The sequence below is a fragment of the Nitratireductor sp. WH36-1 genome, assembly GCF_058725515.1.
Genome location: NZ_CM178970.1, coordinates 661,251 through 680,739 on the forward strand (window position 1 = coordinate 661,251; position 19,489 = coordinate 680,739).

The 19,489-nt window shown below is 62.7% G+C and carries 14 protein-coding genes; 7 read left to right on the forward strand and 7 right to left on the reverse strand.

All coding sequences use genetic code 11. The features are described 5' to 3' along the window. The first annotated feature begins 16 nt into the window (after positions 1 to 16). From AC4PTT_RS03215 to AC4PTT_RS03225, 3 genes are all read left to right on the forward strand, one after another. Complete coding sequence (locus AC4PTT_RS03215) at positions 17 to 1,117, forward strand: branched-chain amino acid ABC transporter substrate-binding protein (protein WP_113153306.1); 1,101 nt, start codon at positions 17 to 19, stop codon at positions 1,115 to 1,117. A gap of 262 nt (positions 1,118 to 1,379) precedes the next feature. Next, positions 1,380 to 4,847, forward strand: a complete 3,468-nt coding sequence (gene pyc, locus AC4PTT_RS03220; protein WP_492162089.1) for a pyruvate carboxylase — start codon at positions 1,380 to 1,382, stop codon at positions 4,845 to 4,847. 109 nt (positions 4,848 to 4,956) lie between these two features. Continuing rightward, positions 4,957 to 6,123, forward strand: coding sequence for an MFS transporter (locus tag AC4PTT_RS03225; protein WP_206548422.1), 1,167 nt, complete (start codon positions 4,957 to 4,959; stop codon positions 6,121 to 6,123). Between the two features lie 11 nt (positions 6,124 to 6,134). On the opposite strand, the gene AC4PTT_RS03230 is transcribed toward AC4PTT_RS03225, so the two are convergent. From AC4PTT_RS03230 to AC4PTT_RS03240, 3 genes are all read right to left on the reverse strand, one after another. Beyond that, a complete protein-coding gene (locus tag AC4PTT_RS03230; protein ID WP_206553936.1) occupies positions 6,135 to 6,293 on the reverse strand; it encodes a DUF3309 family protein in 159 nt (52 codons plus the stop codon). A gap of 133 nt (positions 6,294 to 6,426) precedes the next feature. Continuing rightward, positions 6,427 to 9,588, reverse strand: a complete 3,162-nt coding sequence (locus AC4PTT_RS03235; RefSeq protein WP_206546098.1) for an efflux RND transporter permease subunit — start codon at positions 9,586 to 9,588, stop codon at positions 6,427 to 6,429. A 115-nt stretch (positions 9,589 to 9,703) separates the two neighbouring features. Next, on the reverse strand, positions 9,704 to 10,843 hold the full coding sequence (locus AC4PTT_RS03240; protein ID WP_206546099.1) for an efflux RND transporter periplasmic adaptor subunit: 1,140 nt from the start codon (positions 10,841 to 10,843) through the stop codon (positions 9,704 to 9,706). A gap of 299 nt (positions 10,844 to 11,142) precedes the next feature. Here AC4PTT_RS03240 and AC4PTT_RS03245 point away from each other — a divergent pair, with 299 nt between their 5' ends. Further along, positions 11,143 to 11,760, forward strand: a complete 618-nt coding sequence (locus AC4PTT_RS03245; RefSeq protein ID WP_113153300.1) for a TetR/AcrR family transcriptional regulator — start codon at positions 11,143 to 11,145, stop codon at positions 11,758 to 11,760. Positions 11,761 to 11,774: 14 nt separating this feature from the next. On the opposite strand, the gene AC4PTT_RS03250 is transcribed toward AC4PTT_RS03245, so the two are convergent. Continuing rightward, the gene (locus tag AC4PTT_RS03250) at positions 11,775 to 12,572 is read right to left on the reverse strand and encodes a 3-hydroxybutyrate dehydrogenase (RefSeq protein WP_317089308.1); all 798 of its coding nucleotides are present in this window, start codon (positions 12,570 to 12,572) and stop codon (positions 11,775 to 11,777) included. Between the two features lie 198 nt (positions 12,573 to 12,770). Between AC4PTT_RS03250 and ispG the strand changes: the two genes are divergently transcribed. After that, on the forward strand, positions 12,771 to 14,018 hold the full coding sequence (gene ispG / locus AC4PTT_RS03255) for a flavodoxin-dependent (E)-4-hydroxy-3-methylbut-2-enyl-diphosphate synthase (protein ID WP_206546234.1): 1,248 nt from the start codon (positions 12,771 to 12,773) through the stop codon (positions 14,016 to 14,018). 66 nt (positions 14,019 to 14,084) lie between these two features. On the opposite strand, the gene AC4PTT_RS03260 is transcribed toward ispG, so the two are convergent. Continuing rightward, a complete protein-coding gene (locus AC4PTT_RS03260) occupies positions 14,085 to 16,559 on the reverse strand; it encodes a hybrid sensor histidine kinase/response regulator (protein ID WP_492162090.1) in 2,475 nt (824 codons plus the stop codon). A gap of 271 nt (positions 16,560 to 16,830) precedes the next feature. Beyond that, positions 16,831 to 17,751 carry a polyprenyl synthetase family protein gene (locus AC4PTT_RS03265; protein WP_390906827.1) on the reverse strand — a complete coding sequence of 307 codons (921 nt, stop codon included), beginning with the start codon at positions 17,749 to 17,751 and terminating at the stop codon, positions 16,831 to 16,833. Positions 17,752 to 17,880: 129 nt separating this feature from the next. Here AC4PTT_RS03265 and mtgA point away from each other — a divergent pair, with 129 nt between their 5' ends. Together mtgA and rpmF are read left to right on the forward strand one after the other, a co-directional pair. Next, complete coding sequence (gene mtgA / locus AC4PTT_RS03270; RefSeq protein ID WP_394374071.1) at positions 17,881 to 18,657, forward strand: monofunctional biosynthetic peptidoglycan transglycosylase; 777 nt, start codon at positions 17,881 to 17,883, stop codon at positions 18,655 to 18,657. Between the two features lie 153 nt (positions 18,658 to 18,810). Beyond that, entirely contained in the window at positions 18,811 to 18,993 is a 183-nt protein-coding gene (gene rpmF / locus AC4PTT_RS03275; protein ID WP_007007560.1) for a 50S ribosomal protein L32, read from the forward strand. Positions 18,994 to 19,050: 57 nt separating this feature from the next. On the opposite strand, the gene AC4PTT_RS03280 is transcribed toward rpmF, so the two are convergent. Beyond that, positions 19,051 to 19,473, reverse strand: coding sequence for an ACT domain-containing protein (locus tag AC4PTT_RS03280; protein WP_492162091.1), 423 nt, complete (start codon positions 19,471 to 19,473; stop codon positions 19,051 to 19,053). Positions 19,474 to 19,489: the final 16 nt, after the last annotated feature.

Consider the following 19,489-nt stretch of genomic DNA (forward strand, 5'->3'; position numbering starts at 1 on the left):
TTTAAAGGGAGAAGTCATGAAAAAGGCACTTATGGCTGGCGCTGCACTCAGCCTGATGATGACGGGTTCCGCATGGGCGGACATCACCATCGCCGTTGCAGGCCCGATGACGGGCCAGTACGCCTCCTTCGGTGAGCAGATGAAGGCTGGCGCTGAGCAGGCCGTGGCCGACATCAATGAGGCCGGTGGCGTCAATGGCGAAATGCTGAAGCTGGAAGTGGGCGATGACGCCTGCGATCCCAAGCAGGCTGTCGCGGTCGCCAACCAGTTCGCCGGTTCCGGCGTATCCTTCGTGGCCGGCCACTTCTGCTCGGGTTCCTCGATCCCGGCTTCGTCGGTCTATGCCGAGGAAGGCATCATTCAGATTTCGCCGGCCTCCACCAACCCGGCTTTCACCGACAACCGTCCGGGTCCGGGCGTCTACCGCGTTTGCGGCCGCGATGACCAGCAGGGCGATGTTGCCGGCAAGTTCCTCGTAGAGAACTTCGGCGACAAGAAGGTGGCCTTCGTCCACGACAAGACCGCTTACGGCAAGGGTCTCGCAGACGCCACCATGGCGGCCTATGAGGCTGCAGGCGGCAAGCCGGCTCTGTACGAAGCCTACACCGCCGGTGAAAAGGACTACACGGCGCTCGTCTCCAAGCTGAAGCAGGAAGGCGTTGGCGTTCTCTATGTGGGCGGCTACCACACCGAAGCCGGCCTCATGGCCCGCCAGATGCGCGAGCAGGGCATGGACACGGTTCTCGTTTCCGGTGACGCGCTCGTCACCGACGAGTACTGGGCCATCACCGGCGATGCCGGCGAGGGCACGCTGATGACCTTCTCGCCCGATCCGCGCAAGAACGAGATCGCCAAGCCGGTCGTTGACAAGCTGCTTGCCGCCGGCAAGACGGCTGAAGGCTACGCGCTCTACACCTATGCCGCGATCCAGGCATGGAAGGCAGCCGTAGAGGCAGCCGGTTCCACCGATTACGATCCGGTTGTGGCCGCACTCAACGAAGGCGACTTCGCCACCGTTCTGGGTGACCTGTCCTTCGACGACAAGGGCGACGTCACGCTGCCGGGTTACGTCTTCTACGAGTGGAAGGGCGGCAAGTACGATTACCTCGAGCAGTAAGCTTCTGGCTTGACGACAGGTTTGAGCGGTCCGGCAGCAATGCCGGGCCGTTTTTCGTTTCAGGGGTGATGAGACAAGCCTGCAGCTGGCCGGGATCGGACGCGTCATATGGTGCTTTCGCACCTGCACAGCTCTCCCAGCGTCAAGAAAGTTTGCACTGCAGCATTGTCCACGCTAATCATACCGCGTCTTTTTGGCGCGGGAGGGGAGGCTCGCGTCAGGCAATCCCGCACTCCCTCTCCCCATCCAGGAGCCGTTGCCAGTGCAGATTAAGAAGATCCTCGTCGCAAACCGTTCTGAAATCGCCATCCGCGTCTTTCGCGCAGCCAATGAACTCGACATCCGAACGGTGGCCATCTGGGCCGAAGAGGACAAATATTCACTGCACCGGTTCAAGGCGGATGAATCCTATCAGGTCGGGCGCGGCCCGCATCTGGAGCGCGATCTCGGCCCGATCGAGAGCTATCTTTCCATCGATGAGGTGATCCGCGTCGCCAAACTGTCAGGCGCAGACGCCATCCATCCGGGCTACGGCCTTCTGTCGGAAAGTCCCGAATTCGCCGATGCCTGTGCGGAAAACGGCATCACCTTCATCGGCCCGAAGCCCGAGACCATGCGCCGTCTGGGCAACAAGGTTGCCGCGCGCAATCTGGCCATCGAGGTCGGTGTGCCGGTTGTGCCGGCCACCGAGCCCCTGCCGGATGACATGGCCAAAGTCGCCGAGATGGCTGAAGAGGTCGGCTTCCCGGTCATGCTCAAGGCATCCTGGGGCGGTGGCGGGCGCGGCATGCGCGTCATCCGCAGCCGCGACGATCTCGAAAACGAGGTCACCGAGGCAAAGCGCGAGGCCCGCGCCGCCTTCGGCAAGGACGAGGTCTATCTCGAAAAGCTGGTCGAGCGAGCGCGCCATGTGGAAGTGCAGGTTCTGGGCGACACCCACGGCAACGCCGTGCACCTGTTTGAGCGTGACTGCTCCATTCAGCGCCGCAACCAGAAGGTCGTCGAGCGCGCTCCCGCTCCCTATCTGAACGACGAGAAGCGCGCCGAGCTGTGCGGTTACGCGCTGAAGATCGCCGAGGCGACCGACTATATCGGCGCGGGCACCGTCGAGTTCCTCATGGATGCCGACACCGGCGCGTTCTACTTCATCGAGGTCAATCCGCGCATTCAGGTCGAGCACACGGTCACCGAGGAGGTGACCGGCGTTGATATAGTCAAGGCGCAGATCCACATCCTCGAAGGCAAGAAGATCGGCGACAAGGCATCGGGTGTGCCGGCACAGGCTGATATCCGCCTCAATGGCGACGCCCTGCAGTGCCGCATCACCACTGAAGACCCGGAGCAGAACTTCATTCCCGATTACGGCCGCATCACCGCCTATCGCGGCGCGACCGGCTTCGGCATCCGGCTCGATGGCGGCACCGCTTATTCGGGCGCGGTTATCACCCGGTTCTACGATCCGCTTCTTGAAAAGGTCACCGCCTGGGCCCCGACGCCGGAAGAAGCGATTGCGCGCATGGACCGCGCGTTACGTGAGTTCCGCATCCGTGGCGTGGCCACGAACCTCACCTTCCTTGAAGCGATCATCAGCCACCCGAAATTCCGCGACGCTTCCTACACGACCCGCTTCATCGACGAGACGCCCGAGCTCTTTACCCAGATGAAGCGACAGGACCGCGCGACAAAGCTCCTGAACTATCTGGCCGATGTCACCGTCAACGGTCACCCCGAGGCGCGGGGCCGCGCATTGCCCAATGCCGAGGCTGCGGCGCCCAGCGTCCCCTATGTCGACCAGCCCGTGCCGGACGGCTCCAGGCAGGCATTCGACCGGCTGGGGCCGGATGGCTTTGCAAAGTGGATGCGCGAACAGGAGCGGGTGCTTGTCACCGACACCACCATGCGCGATGCGCACCAGTCGCTGCTCGCCACACGCATGCGCACCTTCGACATGGCGCGGATCGCAGGCGTCTATGCGCGTGCGCTGCCCGGGCTTCTGTCGCTGGAGTGCTGGGGCGGGGCGACTTTCGATGTCTCCATGCGCTTCCTGACGGAAGACCCGTGGGAGCGTCTGTCGCGCATTCGCGAGGGCGCGCCGAACCTGCTCTTACAGATGCTCCTGCGCGGGGCCAATGGCGTTGGCTACACCAACTATCCCGACAATGTGGTGCAGCATTTCGTCAAACAGGCTGCGGACGGCGGCATCGATCTCTTCCGCGTGTTCGACTGCCTCAACTGGGTTGAGAACATGCGCGTGGCGATGGATGCCGTGCGCTCCGAAGGCAAGCTGTGTGAGGCCACGATCTGCTATACGGGCGATCTGCTGGATCCCGACCGCGCCAAGTATGACCTCAAATATTACGTGGGTCTTGCAGGCGAGCTTGAGGCTGCCGGCGCGAACATCATCGCCATCAAGGACATGGCCGGCCTCCTGAAACCGGGCGCGGCGCGCGTTCTGTTCAAGGCGCTGCGCGAGGCGACGGATCTGCCGCTGCACTTCCACACGCATGACACGTCGGGCATTTCCGCAGCCACCGTGCTTGCCGCGGTGGAAAACGGCGTCGATGCGGTGGATGCGGCCATGGACGCCTTGTCCGGCAACACCTCGCAGCCCTGCCTTGGCTCCATCGTCGAGGCGCTCAAGGGTGACGCCCGCGACACCGGGCTCGACCGCGAGTGGGTGCGCCGCATCTCCTTCTACTGGGAGGCCGTGCGCAACCAGTACGCCGCCTTCGAGAGCGATCTCAAGGGGCCGGCTTCCGAGGTCTATCTGCACGAAATGCCGGGTGGCCAGTTCACCAATCTGAAGGAGCAGGCCCGCTCGCTCGGCCTTGAGACCCGCTGGCACGAAGTCGCCCGCGCCTATCACGACGTCAACATGATGTTCGGTGACATCGTGAAGGTGACGCCGTCTTCCAAAGTGGTGGGCGACATGGCGCTGATGATGGTTTCGCAGGATCTGACGGTCGCTGATGTCCAGAGCCCGGACAAGGATATCGCCTTCCCGGATTCGGTCGTCTCCATGCTGCATGGCGATCTCGGTCAGCCGCCGGCGGGCTGGCCCCGGGCGTTGCAGAAAAAGGTGCTGAAGAACAGCGAGCCGATCACCGTTCGTCCGGGCTCTCTGCTGGAGCCGGCCGATCTGGAGCAGGATCGCAGGGGGCTCGAAGAGAAGCTCGGCCGCGAGGTCAGCGAGTTCGAATTCTCTTCCTGGCTCATGTATCCCAAGGTCTTCACGGACTTTGCGGCGGCCGCAGAGGATTACGGCCCGGTAAGCGTCCTGCCCACGCCGGTCTATTTCTACGGCATGCAGCCGGAAGACGAGATCTTCGTCGATATCGAGCGCGGCAAAACGCTGGTCATCCGCTGTCTTGCGGTGGGCGACGTGGACGAGAAGGGCATGGTCACAGTGTTCTTCGAACTCAACGGCCAGCCACGCCGCGTCAAGGTGCCGGACCGTGCGCATGGCGCATCCGCTTCGGCTGCCCGGCGCAAGGCCGAGGCCGGAAACGAGGCGCATATGGGCGCTCCCATGCCGGGTGTCGTTTCCACGCTTGCGGTCAGCCCCGGCCAAACCGTGAAGTCCGGCGATGTGATCCTGTCCATCGAGGCCATGAAGATGGAGACGGCCCTGCACGCCGAACGCGATGGCACGATTGCCGAAGTTCTGGTCAAGGCGGGCGACCAGATCGACGCGAAGGATCTTCTCGTCGTGTTTGGCGATGGCGACTGAGCCACTGGTATGACTGGGCCTGAGGATTGACGGGCTCTCTTAAACCGATTTAACTGCGGCGCGGTCAGGGCATTCATTCCTGTCGCGCCGTTTCCTTTTGGAGCCCGTTATGTCTTTCCAGAATGCGTCCCTCGGGCGCTGGGCCGTGGCGGCCTGTTTCTTCGTCAATGGGTTCATGGTCGGCAGCTGGGCGCCGCAGATCCCCGTTGTCGCCTCCCGCTTCGAGCTGAGTGAAACGGCGCTTGGCCTTTTGATCCTCGTTTTCGGCTGTGGCGCGGTGTCGGTCATGCCCCTGTGCGGCTATCTGATCGGCCGCCTTGGCTCGCGCCGGGTGCTGCGCGTTGCCGCCGTCGTCTGCGCGCTTTCCTTTGCGGGCCTCGTGGCTGCCACGCAGATCTGGCAGATGGTGGCAGCCCTTTTGTTCTTTGGCGCGTTTCTGGGGGCGATGGACATTTCCATGAACGCCAATGCCGTGGCGGTGGAGCGCTCGCTCGGCCGCGCGGTCATGTCGTCTTCGCATGGGTTCTGGAGCCTTGGCGGCTTCGTCGGCGCAGGCCTCGGCGGCGTGCTTCTGGAGCGCTATGGCTACATGGCGCATGCGGGCATGGTCGTGGCGTTTGCCTTCGTGATCGCGCTCGCCATGCTGCCGTTTCTGATCGTCGAGGCGCGTCCGGTGGCAGGGCAGGCCGGTGGCGCGCGGGCAGGATTCCCGCGCAACCCGATGGTCTATGTGACGGGCCTGGTGGCGCTCACCTGCATGCTGCCGGAAGGCGCGGTGCTCGACTGGGCGGCCCTCTATCTGCGGCAGGAAATGGGCGCCGGCATTGCCGAGGCAAGCCTCGCCTTCACGGCTTTTTCAGGAACCATGGCGGTGATGCGCTTTGCCGGCGACCGGCTGCGCAACCGTTTCGGTGCAGTGCGCACGCTGCGTTATTCGGGCATCGTGGCGACCATCGGCATGCTGGGGGCGGGGCTTGCGCCCACGCCGTCTCTCGCCATCATCGCCTTCGCGCTGAGCGGCATGGGCATCGCCAACATGGTGCCGATTGTCTTTTCCGCCGCCGGCAATCAGCCGGGGCTCTCGCCCGGCGCGGGGATGAGCGTGGCCACCACGATCGGCTACTCGGGAATGCTGGTTGCGCCATCGCTTGTCGGCTTCATCGCCGAGCGCACCGGTTTTGCGCCCATCTTCCTCGCCTTTTCGGTTCTGCTGGCCCTTGTCCTTTCCATGGCGGGGCTCGTTCGCTCGGCAGACACCATCGCGGCGCACACCTGAAAATCCTGACCCTAGATACTGCCCATCAACATCAGGATGAGCACGATCACGAGGAGAAGGCCGAGTATGCCGGATGGGCCATAGCCCCAGCCGCGTGAATAGGGCCAGGCCGGGATGGCCCCCAGCAGGATCAGAATCAGGATGACAATGAGGATTGTCCCGAGCGACATGATGTTCTCCTCGCATTCTTGAAAACCGTGCAATTCAACGCATTTGGCGCGTGCTGGTTCCCTGAAAATGCAAACGGGCCGCCATGCGGTTCAGTGCATGGCGGCCCGTCTGTCTGTCTGCCCTGCATGCTGCCTATTCGGCGGCTTTCGTAAATGTCTCTCCGGGCATATCGGTGTTTGCGGGGTCGTGTTCCTCGTTCTTCCGGCGGCGGAAGAGACGTGCAAAGAGGCCCCGGCGCTGATGGCCTGCAGGCAGCGTTTCGCGCGTGAACACCATCAGCGCCGAGGGCGTGACGATCAGCGTGAGCGCCGTTGCAAAGGTCAGGCCGAAGACAATCGCGCTCGACAGCGAGACCCACCACTGCGTCGAGGGCGCGCCGATGGTCACCTCCTGATGGAACAGCTCAAGCCCAAGCCCGAAGGCGATGGGCAGAACGCCCAGAACGGCGGAGATGGCTGTCAGCATTACCGGGCGCGCACGCTCGCGGCAGGTCTGCAGAATGGCTTCCTGCTTCTTCCAGCCCTCGCGCCGCAACCGGTCATAGGTGTCGATCAGAACGATGTTGTTGTTCACCACGACGCCGGCCAGCGCGATGACGCCGATGCCCGACATGACGATGCCGAATGGCTGCCCGGTGATGAGCAGGCCAAGGAACACGCCGATGGTCGCCATCACCACGGTCATCAGCACCAGGAAAACACTGGTGAACTTGTTGAACTGGGCAAGCAGCACCACGAAGATCAGGAAGATCGCCGCGCCGAACGCCTTCATGAGGAAGGCGCTTGCCTCTTCGCTTTCTTCGTTCGAACCGGCAAGCTTCCAGCGGCTCTCGCCCAGATCCATGTCGCTCAGGGCGTTGATCACCTCCGCCTGCACGGCAGCGACCTGATAGCCGCTCGCCACATTGGCGCTGATCACGATGGTGCGCTGGCCGTCGATGCGGTTGAGCGTGCCGGTGGCGCGCTCCGGCTCGCGGGTCACGAAGTTGGAAATCGGCACCGGCCCCTGCGCCGTCTGCACGCGCAGCTGGTCGAGTGTCGAAAGCGTGCGCCGGTCTTCCGGCAGGCGCAGGCGAATGTCGACCGCGTCATCGACGCCGGCAGGGCGGTATTCCGAAAGCTTCAGACCATTGGTCACGAGCTGCACGACCGTGCCCACCGAGACGGGGCTGATGCCATATTGCGCGGCCTTCGCCCGGTCCACCTTGATCGCCCAGTCGATGCCGGGCGGGGGCAGGCCGTCGGAAATGTCGATCACACCCGGCACCTTTGCGATGGCCTGCGCGATTTCCGCAGCCTGATCGTTCAGGGGCGCCGGATCGGCAGCCGAAAGGCGGATCTGGATCGGCTGTCCGGTGGGCGGACCGGCATCGGGCACGCGAACCTCGATCTCGACGCCCGGCGTGCCGGCAAGCTCCTTGCGCAGATCGTCGAGAATCTCGCTTGCCGGTGCACGCTCGCGCCAGTCGATGAACTCGTACTGGATGACGCTGATGACATCCTCGTCGATATCCTGCCCGCCACCCTGTGTCTTGCCGACGCGCGTGTAGACGGATTCGATGCCGGGCCAGTTGAGCAGTTTTTCTTCAGCCGGCCTTGTCAGGCGGTCCATTTCTTCAAGCGAAATGTTGCCCCGCGCGTGGACATACATCAGGCCGTATTCGGGTTCGACGGAGGGGAAGAATTCAATGCCCGCACCGTATTCGCCATAGAAGTGAATGATGCCGCCAAGCAGCGCGATGGTGAGAAGCAGAACGGTTTTGGGAAAGCGCACCGCCTGCTTGACGAGACCCATATACCAGCCGTCCGGCTTCTCCTCTTCCTCGACATGCGCCTTGGCGAAGAGCGCGCCGAGCGTGGGCGTGAAGATCAGCGCATAGATCATCGAAGCGCTCAGCGTCACGATCAGCGTGATCGGCAGATATTTCATGAACTCGCCGACAATGCCCGGCCAGAACAGAAGCGGCGAGAAGGCGGCGATGCGGGTCATGGTGGCGGCGATCACCGGGCCGGCCATGCGCTTGGCGGCCAGCTCGAAGGCCTGCGCCTTGTCCATGCCTTCCGACATGCGCCGCTCTGCGAATTCGGTCACGATGATGGCGTCGTCCACCAGCATGCCCACGGCCAGAATGAGGCTGAACAGCACCACCATGTTGACGGTGAAACCGCCAAGAGAAAGCGCGTAGATGCCCATCAGGAAGGACGCGGGAACGGCAAGGCCGATCAGCAGCGAGGCCCGCCCCGACAGCGTGTAGAGAACGACGATGAAGACCAGGATCACGGCGATCAGCACGTGGTTCTGCAGGTCTTTCAGCATGTCGCGGATCATCACCGATTTGTCCTGGCTGTAAGACACGGTGATGTTGGCGTCGCTGCCTTCCTGGAACGTCGTGGCGATGGCCTTCACCGCGTCCACGGTCTCCACAAGATTTGCGCCGACGCGCTTCTTGACCTCGATGGCGATGGCGTTCTGGCCATTGAGACGGGTGATGGTGCTCGCATCCTTGAAGGTGGAGCGAATGTCCGCCAGATCACGGGCGCGCACCACCGCGTCAGGGCTCGAGACGATGGGCAGATTGGCCACGTCTTCCACCGTTTCGATCAGCGAAGGCACTTTCACGGCGTAGCGCCCGGCCTGACCTTCCAGCGAGCCGGCGGCAACAAGGCTGTTGGACGCGCCGACACCGGCGATCATCTGGTCGAGCTGAAGATTGTAGGAAGAGAGCTTCATTGGATCGATGAGCACCTCCACCAGCTCGTCGCGCGAGCCCTGCAGCGTGCCTTCCAGAACGCCTGGAATTTCCTCGATCTGGTCACGCAGTTCGCGGGCGGCCGTAGAAAGAACGCGCTCCGGCACATTGCCGGCCAGCGTCACGACGAGGATCGGGAATTCCGAAATGTTGACCTCGTGGACGGATGGTTCGTCAGCGCCCTGCGGCAGCTCGCGCCGCGCATCGGCAACCTTGGCCCGCACGTCCTCGATGGCGTTGGAGAAGTCGTAGCCCGCCTGAAACTCGACCAGCACGAAGCCGCCGCTCTGGAAGGCGGAGGAGCGCATCTCCTTCACGCCTTCAAGGCTTTTCAGCCGCGTTTCGATGGGGCGCAGCAGCAGGCGCTCGGAATCCTCCGGCGAAATGCCCTGATAGCCGAGGCTGACATAGATGATCGGGATCGGAACGTCAGGCTCCGCTTCCTTCGGGATGCTGACATAGGCAAGCGCGCCGGCGATCACGAAGAAAAGCAGGATCGATAAGGTCAGCCTGGCGTTTTGTATTGCAATGCGGACGATGTCCATCGGGCAGTCCTGTCTTGTCCCGTCGGAGCGCAGCCATCAATCTGCGGCGTGGGTGCCCCCGGTCTTGTTGTTCCTGCAGTCTCGGGCGGAGATTGCCTCCGCCAACGGGGCTGCCCTAACGGCCGGTCATCTCGGAAGCGAGGACGTCCGCCCATTGCTCGATAAGCTTCTTGTCCGCCGGCTCGGGCTTCACGACATCGCCTTCCGTCACCAGATCCTGTCCGGACACGATGATGTTGGCGTCGGCGGGAATGCCGGCGAGGAAGAGCGCGCGCGGCGTGTCGTCCAGCAGGTCGATGGGATAGAAGATGACCTTGCTGTCCCCATCGACGGCGCGCACGCCCAGCTCCCCGTGCCGGTTCAGCGTCACCACTGAACGCGGCAGCGCAACAGCCTGCACCGGCTCGGCGTGAATGCTGATCTCGGCGGTCATGCCGGCGGGAATTTTCCTGTCGGGGTTCGGGATCGCCACTTCCACGCGGAAGGTGCGGGTCTGCTGCGATGCCTCGCGGCTGACAAAACGAACCGTTCCCTTGACCGTGGAGCCGTTGACCAGCCGCACATCGGCTGCATCGCCCACGTCCACCGAACCCAGATTGTTTTCGCTCACCTCGCCGACCGCGATCACCGGATCGAGCTTGATCAGCGTTGCAATCTCCTGCCCCTGCTGAACCGATGCGCCGAGCTCCACATCGACCCTGTCGATGATGCCGGCAAAGGGGGCGCTTACGGTGATGCGGGCAAGGTCGGCTTCTGCCGCTTCAAGCTGTGAGCGCGCCGTGGCCAGAGCAGAGCGTGCGCCATCAAGCTGAAGGCGGGCCAGATTGCCGGATTTGGCGAGCCGGTCTGCGGCTTCGGCTTCAGCCTCGCGCTGCGCCAGAACCTGGCGCGCTGACTCAACCGCCGATTCCTTGCCTTCGGTCTCAAGCCGCAGGATAAGGTCGCCGGTGGAAAGCAGGTCACCCTTGGAAACCGGCAGTTCGGCAACAATGCCGCTCGCCCTCAGGGCAAGCTCGGAACGCTTGTCCGCCGCAGTCCGTCCCGAAATGCGGATGGTGCGCGAATGATCGACCTGTGGTGCGGACGCAACGATCACGACCTGGGCTTCCGCCGGTTTGTTTTCGGGCCTCTCGGCAACCGTCTGTGCTTCTTCGCTTGCGCTGCCGACCGACGAGAATTTGCCTGTGGCGACCCATGCTGTCGTCGCGACCAGAACGGCAATCGCGGCAATCTTATGCAACCTGAACTTCGGCATGTTGTTTTCCGATGCGGTAAGCCGGCCCGTCGATGAAGGACTGGCGCGATAGTGAGACGATCCGCGCAGAGGTCAATTCACAAAGGCAGTTCCTTGCGGCAAAAGCACGCTCCTATATCGCACGCACGGGCTTTACAAAAGCCAAACGGCTATTGCTCCTGACATCAACGAACGTCGGTCTGGAGCCGAAAAGCACGCGCGCACGACAGCTCTGGCGAGCTGGGTGCGCACCAATTGGGACATGTTGACAAAATTCGTAATTATGTCAACAGTGAAAGAAAAATGAGAGAGCGCAGGCAATGAATCTGATCGCCGGATGCACGGAAGACCCCAAGCGAGAGCGCATCCTCAATGGTGCCATGAAGGTCTTTCTCGCCTATGGTTTTGCGCGGACGACCATGGATGACATCGCCCGTTCGGCAGAGGTTTCGCGCCCGGCGCTTTATCTTCTCTTCCGCAACAAGGCGGATATCTTCCGGGCCATCGGCGTCTGCATTCTCGAGCAGTCGCTTGAGGGCGCGCGTGCGGGGCTGAAGGAAGAGGGCACTTTCGGCGAGCGGATCATGGCGTCGCTCGAGCGCGCCCTTTTCGGCCTGATCGAGATGGTCGACCAGTCGGCGCACGGTCAGGAAATTCTGGATATCGAGAACAAGCTTGCCGCAGACATCATCGCCGAATGGCGTGAAAGGCTGAGTGGCATTGTCGAGGCTGCGGTGGCCGAGGAGGCGGAGCGCTCCAAAGCGGATCTGGAGGCGCTTGGCCTCTCTGCGCGCGGGCTGGCCGATATCCTGCTCGATGGCCTTGACGGCATGCGGGTGCGCGGCATCTGCGGCAAGCCGGCGATTGACGGTGCGCGCCGGCTTGTACGGGTGATGGAGATTTCCCTTCTGGCAGCGCGCCCGGAAGCGCGCATCTGACGAAAGAATTCGGGTTACTGCGCCGTCCAGCCGCCATCCATCGGCAGGGCGGAGCCGGTCATCTGGCTTGCATTATCGGACGCAAGAAACACCACGAACGCGCCCAGCTCCTCAACGGTGACAAATTCACGTGTCGGCTGTTTGGCGAGCATCACTTCGCGCACCACCGTATCGCGGTCCATGCCGTGCACCTTCATCTGATCGGGGATCTGCGCCTCGACGAGCGGTGTCAGCACATAGCCCGGACAGATGGCGTTACAGGTGATGCCCGTCTCGGCCAGTTCCAGCGCAACCGTCTTGGTCAGGCCGACAACGCCGTGCTTGGCGGCCACATAGGCCGATTTGAACGGTGAGGCGCGCAGGCCGTGCGCCGAGGCGATGTTGACGATGCGCCCCTTGCCGGCGGCTTTCATATGCGGCGTTGCGGCGGCGATGGTGTGAAAGGATGACGAAAGATTGATCGCCAGAATGGCGTTCCACTTCTCAATCGGGAAATCCTCGACCGGGGCCACGTGCTGAATGCCGGCATTGTTGACCAGCACATCAATGCGGCCAAAACGCTCTACCGCCCGTTCCACGAGTGCGCGGCAGGCTTCAGGCTTCGACATGTCGGCGCTGATATAGACGGCCTCGACACCGTGTTTGGCGGCCAGTTTCCCGGCAGCCGCATGGTCTTCCGGCGTGTCGGAAAAAGAGTTGAGCACAATGTTGCAGCCGTCCGCGGCAAGAGCCTCGGCCACGCCCAGCCCGATACCGGAAGTGGAGCCCGTGATGACGGCTGTCCGGTTCTTTTGGTTCGATGCGCTGTTCATGGAGGTGGCCCTTTGTATCGCAAGACGTTATGTTGCGACGCAGCAAAGCGATGGGCGCCGGTGCTGTCAAGCAGGCTGATCGCTGCAAATGGGCGTTCGCGCCATTGACATTCCGGCCGCTGTCGGCCACCTCAAGCGCGACACGGCTGAAAACGGGACAGTTCCCCCATGACCGGAACATTCACGGCCAGCAAATCTATGAGCGGCTATTTTTCTTCGCCCTTTCCGCGGCGTGATGCGGTTGGCGTTGCTGTGGGCAATGTGATCGTCGGTGGTGATGCGCCGGTGGTCGTGCAGTCCATGACCAACACGGACACTGCCGACGTGGATCGCACGGTCGCGCAGGTGGCCGCGCTTCATCGCGCAGGCTCCGAAATGGTGCGCATAACGGTTGACCGCGACGAGGCGGCCGCCGCCGTTCCGCGCATCCGCGAGCGGCTTGAGCGCGTCGGCATTTTCGTGCCGATCGTCGGCGACTTCCATTACATCGGCCACAAGCTTCTTGCCGATCACCCGTCCTGCGCGGAAGCGCTTGCGAAATATCGCATCAATCCGGGCAATGTCGGCTTCAAGGACAAGAAGGACCGGCAGTTCGCCGCCATCATCGAAATGGCGATCAAATACGACAAGCCGGTGCGCATCGGCGTCAACTGGGGCTCGCTCGATCAGGAGCTGCTCACGCGCCTGATGGATGAGAACCAGGAGCGCGGTGCGCCGATGACGGCGCAGGAGGTGACGCGCGAGGCCATCGTGCAGTCGGCGCTGCTTTCCGCCGAGCTGGCGGAAGAGATCGGGCTTGGTCGCGACCGCATCATCCTGTCGGCAAAGGTCAGCCAGGTGCAGGACCTGATCGCCGTCTATACCGAGCTGGCCCGCCGTTCCAACCATGCGCTGCATCTCGGCCTCACCGAGGCCGGCATGGGCACCAAGGGCATCGTCGCCTCGTCTGCCGCCATGGGCATTCTGCTTCAGCAGGGCATTGGCGACACGATCCGCATTTCGCTCACGCCGGAGCCCGGCGGCGACCGCACCCGCGAGGTGCAGGTGGCGCAGGAGCTTCTGCAGACCATGGGCTTCCGTCAGTTTCTGCCGGTCGTTGCCGCATGTCCCGGTTGCGGGCGCACCACGTCGACCGTGTTCCAGGAACTCGCCCAGAAGATCGAGGGCGATCTGCGCAAGAACATGCCGGTCTGGCGCAAGAAATATCCGGGCGTGGAAGCGCTCAAGGTTGCGGTCATGGGCTGCATCGTCAACGGACCGGGCGAATCCAAACATGCCGATATCGGCATCTCGCTGCCGGGAACCGGTGAAACGCCGGCTGCCCCCGTCTTCATCGACGGCAAGAAGGCTGCAACGCTGCGCGGCGAGGCCATCGCCGAGGAATTCGAGCAGATGGTCGGGGCCTATATCGAGCAGCGTTTCGGCGCGCGCAACGACGCCGAATAACCCCATCAAAGAACATCTTGAGGGCGCACGCCGTACCGGGTGCGCCCTTTGCTTTTCTGCCGGCGCTCAGGCCGTTGCAGCCAGCTTCTGCTCGCAACTGCGCCAGTGGGTGATCTTGTCCGCCAGTTTCTGCGGAGAGATCGGTTTGGGCAGATAATCGTCCATGCCGGCGTCGAGGCACTTCTCCCGGTCGCCCTTGAGCGCATGTGCGGTGATGCCGATGATTGGCGTACGGTCGCCGGTGATGGCTTCCAGCTCGCGGATCGCCGCCGTGGCTTCGTAGCCGTTCATCTCGGGCATGGAGACATCCATCAGAATGATGGAGGGCTTCAGCGCGCGGTGCATCTCGGCGGCCGTCTTGCCATTGCCGGCAATCCGGTACTTTAGGCCGAGCCCGTCCAGAACCTGGCTGAACACCAGCTGGTTGACCTCATTGTCCTCCGCCACCAGCACGTCCAGCGCGCCATTCGCGCTGCGTGAGCTTGAGAGCCCGCGTTCGATGGGCGAGGAGGCGTGGATCTGGATCGGCTTGGCCGGAACCCTGATTTCCGGTTCGGGTGCAGCCGGTTCCGCCGGGCTCGCCTTTGCCGCACGGCTGCGTTGCATCACCGAGACGAGCGTTTCCAGCAGCATGGAGGAGCGGGTGGGCTTGTTCAGATGCGCGGCGATCCCGCACTCATTCACCAGCCGCGCCGTATCATTCTGGTCGACAGATGTCAGAAGCACCAGCGGAATGTCCGCAAGCGCCGGGTCCGCCTTGATCATCTTGGCGACATCCGCGCCGTTCATGTCGGGCATCTGGTAATCGAGGATCACGCAGTCGACGCGGGCGTCGAGCTTGGCGGAATGCTGCAGGAAGGCGAGCCCCACCGCGCCGCTCTCGGCTGCGGCGCACTCAAAGTCCCAGCTCTTCAGCTGTTCCTGCAGGATCTCGCGGTTGATCGGGTTGTCGTCGATGACAAAGACGCGCGCACCCGAAACGTCCACCGGCGCGGTCGCCTGCGGGGCTTCCGTGCGGTCGACGGTCAGTGGCACGACGAAGGAGAACACCGAGCCCTTGCCCACTTCGCTGGTGGCCGTCATTGCGCCGCCCATCAGTTCGACAAGCCGCGTGGCGATGGCCAGACCGAGGCCTGTTCCCTCATGGCGGCGGGTGGAGGAGGTGTCCACCTGCGCGAATTTCTCAAAAACCGCATCGAGCTTGTCCTGCGGAATGCCGATGCCGGTGTCCTCGACGCGCACGGACACTTTCGTGATGTCGCCCTCGATGCGCCCAGAAACGTCGATCAGAACATGGCCGCGCTCGGTGAACTTCACCGCATTGCCGACGAGATTGGTCACGACCTGCCGGAAACGCCCCGCATCGCCCATGAAGGAGCTCGGCAGCTCCGGGTCCACGCGCACGATCAGTTCCAGATCCTTCTCCGATACCTGCGAGGACACGAGCGCCGCCACGTCTTCGATGGCTTCGCCCAACCGGAAGGACGACTCATCGAGCTGGAGCTGGCCGGCGTCGATCTTGGAGAAGTCGAGAATGTCATTGATGATGGTCAGCAGCGCCGTGCCCGACTTGACGATCACGTCGACGAACATGCTCTGCCGCTTGTCCAGTTCGGTGCGCGCGAGCAGTTCGGCCATGCCCATAACGCCATTCATCGGCGTGCGGATTTCATGGCTCATATTGGCCAGGAATTCAGACTTGGTGCGGTCTGCGGACTGCGCTTTGATCTTCTCCGCCGCCAGCGAGATATTGGCGCTGTGCAGCTCCTGATGCGCACGCGAAATGCGATACATCATCGGCACGAAGATGCGCATCGCCAGAAGAAGGCTCGCTGCGATCATCGCGATGGCGACGCCGATCAGGCCCAGCTGCAGCGTCCCGTGGCTTTCGATCATCTGCGCGTTGAGCATGTCGGAGATGCGTTTCAGTTCCGGGCGCACCTGTGTGTTGGCGAGCGCCTGCAGCTCCCTGAACACGCGCTGGGCGGTGGCGTTCTGATAGTCGTTGAAGACTTCCAGCCGGTTTGCCTGCGAGATGACATCGCGGATCTGTGTGCGCAGCGCCTTGTCGCCATCTTCGCCGAGCCAGATGCGCCTGACGGTTTCCGGCACCGCGTGGCCGGTAATGTCGGTGGCGAGCGATCCGGTCTGCAGCACCGGCGCCGCCGTCGTTCCGCCGACCTGCCGATAGGTCAGGCGCTGGCTCTCCATCGTAGTCACTTCGCCGCTGATGGCGAAGTCCAGCGCCTCATAGGCGTCGCTGAGCTGATCGAGCGCGTATTCCAGTTCGTCATGGGTGAGGTCCGCCTGGGCGCTGTTCTGCGGGCGAAGCTCTGCCTGTTCGAGGCGCAGCGCATTGTGGATCACGTCATTGGTCACATCGGCCATGTGGCTGATGAATGCACTGAAACGCACCTGGTTCTTCGTGGCCTGCGTTTGCCATAGCAGGATTCCCGTTCCGGCCATGACTGCCATCACAAACCCCACCAGCACGACAATGAGGCGCGCACGCATATACTGCTGTGTAGCTACTGTAGGCATTACTCTTCCCAAGACGTCCCCCAATTCCCGTAAGAATTGAGCATCTGGATTAATGCCCGATTAACGCTAAAAAGATGTGTTTTTCATTCTGCTGATGCTCAACACAAGCAAAGAGAAGCGTGTTTAGAAAGAAAAGATGCAGTTCAGGCCCGGCAATGCGTGGTCTCTTGTCTCCGGTTAAGATGTGCCTGAGCCAAGAAATGCGCGCAAAAGAGCACAACCCGGCGTGGAGCGCGCGGGCGTAAAAAAGAAAAAACGGGTTGAACCTGGTTTAGCTCTGGCGTTCGGCGACGAAACGCGCGGCCTGTTTCAGCGTGTCTGCGCGTTCGCCGAAAGGCTCCAGAATATCCTCGGCCTGGGCAACAAGCCCCCTGAGCTGCTGGCGTGTCCAGTCGATCCCGTGAAGGCTCGCAAGCGTCGCCTTGCCGGCGGCGGCGTCCTTGCCGGTTGCCTTGCCCATCGCTTCGCTGCTGGCCGTCAGGTCGAGCAGATCGTCGGCAAGCTGGAAGGCGAGCCCGATGGCCGCGCCGAATTCGCCGAGGCGTTCGATGTCCGCGTCCTGTGCGCTGCCGATCACGGCGCCCGCCTCGCAGGCAAAGCGGATCAGCGCGCCCGTCTTCATCGCCTGAAGCCGCAGAATTTCGTCTTCGCTGAGGCTGCTGCCCTCTGCGGCCAGATCCAGCGCCTGACCACCGGCCATGCCGCCCATGCCCGAAGCGCGGGCGAGCCTGTTGACCAGCGTGATCTTGGCTTCAGCAGGCAGCGCCGTTTCAGGCGCGCTCACAATGTCGAACGCATAGGTCAGGAGACTGTCGCCGGCGAGAATGGCTGCTGCCTCGTCAAACGCGCGGTGAACGGTCGGCTTGCCGCGGCGCAGGTCGTCATCGTCCATTGCCGGCAAATCGTCATGGACCAGAGAATAGCAATGGATGCACTCGAGCGCTGCCGCAACGCGCAGCGCAGCCGTGTCGTCCGTCGCCTCAAACAGCGCTGCCGTCTCGAGCACGAGGAACGGCCGCAGCCGTTTGCCGCCATTCAGAACGCCATGGCGCATGGCTTTCAAAAGGCGGTCGGGGCGGTAAAGTTCGCCTTCCAGCGGTCGCGTGTCGAGCAGTCGGCGCAGTTCGCCTTCCACCATATCCGCGCCAGCGGCAAGTTTCACTTCAAACGGCAGTGTCATCGTCTCGTCCATGCCGGGAGCGATGCCGTCAAAGGGCGTCCGGGTCAAGTCCGTTTGTTTGCGCCATTGCGCCGAAAGCCCCTGGCGGCTATGCGAAAGGCTGGTTTTGAGGCGTAACGTCACACTGAGGGAAAAACAGGTTTGAGCGGCCCCACAGTCGACCCGGAGAAAAGGACGACGAACAGGCGTGGCGGGCGTCGCGGTCGCAGGGCGGCCGGGCGGCGCGCAGGCGGTCGGGCGTGGCTCGGCTGGTTTGCCCGGCGTGTTCTGCTCGTTCTTGTGGTGCTGGCGCTCATTCCCGCGCTTCTGACGCTTCTCTATCGTGTGCCGGTGGTACACCCCATATCGACATTGATGATGCGCGATCTGGTCACCTTCACCGGCTATGACCGCGACTGGAAGTCTCTCGAAGAAATGGGGGATCTGGTCCCGCATTCGGTGATGATGTCGGAAGACGGTCAGTTCTGCGCCCATGATGGCATCGACTGGGCTGCGCTCAACCTCGTCATCAACGATGCGCTTTCGGGCGAGAAGACGCGGGGCGCATCCACCATCCCCATGCAGACGGTGAAGAACCTCTATCTCTGGCAGGGCCGCTCCTTCGTGCGCAAGGGGCTGGAACTGCCGCTGGCGATCTATCTGGATCTGGTGCTGCCGAAACGGCGGATCATGGAGATCTATCTCAACATCGTTGAATGGGGGCCGAACATCTACGGTGCTGAAGCCGCCGCGCAGCATTATTTCGGACGCCCGGCATCGCAGCTTTCGCGCCGGCAGGCGGCGCTTCTGGCGGTCACGCTGCCCAATCCGCTGGAGCGCAATCCGGCCAAACCCTCAAGCGGGTTGAACCGGCTTGCCGCGAAGATTGAACAGCGTGCGCGCAAGGCCGGCGGTTATGTGGGGTGTTTGAAGCCCTGATCATGCGCTTTCGTTGAAAAAAGCGATGCGCCCCACTGGCCAAAACCTCTTTGGACGTGTATAGGCACGCCGACTTCCAATTCCCGGCCGAAATGCTGGGCCTCTGGATTGAAGGGGCCGCAACGGCCTTTGACCGATTAGCGGAGCAGGACCATGGCTGTACCAAAAAGGAAAACGACGCCTTCGAAGCGCGGCATGCGCCGCTCGGCCGACGCCATCAAGGCGCCGACCTATGTCGAAGACAAGAATTCGGGCGAACTGCGTCGTCCCCACCACATCGACCTGAAGACCGGCATGTACCGCGGTCGCCAGGTTCTGGAGCCGAAGGACGCATAAGCGCCTTTCCTCCTCTGGATGCAAAAAAGACCGGTCACTGACCGGTCTTTTTTTGTTTCAGATGTCCTTGCCGGCTTTTGCCCGTCGCTGCAGCGCCTGCAGGATCGAAAGTGCCTTCTCGGCCATCTCTTCCGGCACGAAGACATGATCGTGATGGTAGGCGGCGACCACGTTGCAGGGGATGGCTTCATCCGCCAGCGCCGTCGCCACACCGGCCGTCAGCCCCACGCCGTCGAGCGCGGAATAGACTTCAAGGACGATCCGGCGCATCGGCATCTGCGTGTCGAAACCAAGCGCCCCGGCGCGCGCCAGCGGCAGCACGAGCGTCGTGCCTTCCTCTTCCTGAAAAACACCTTCCGCTTCCGCATAAAGCGTTGCGGCGCGGTCCCGCTCCACGCAGCAGAAAACGAAAACGCCCGTCGTAAGAACGGGCGTCATTCCTGCCAGCATGGCCTGCGTATCACGAACGGTCCGGGGCATGTCTCTGGCGCTTCAG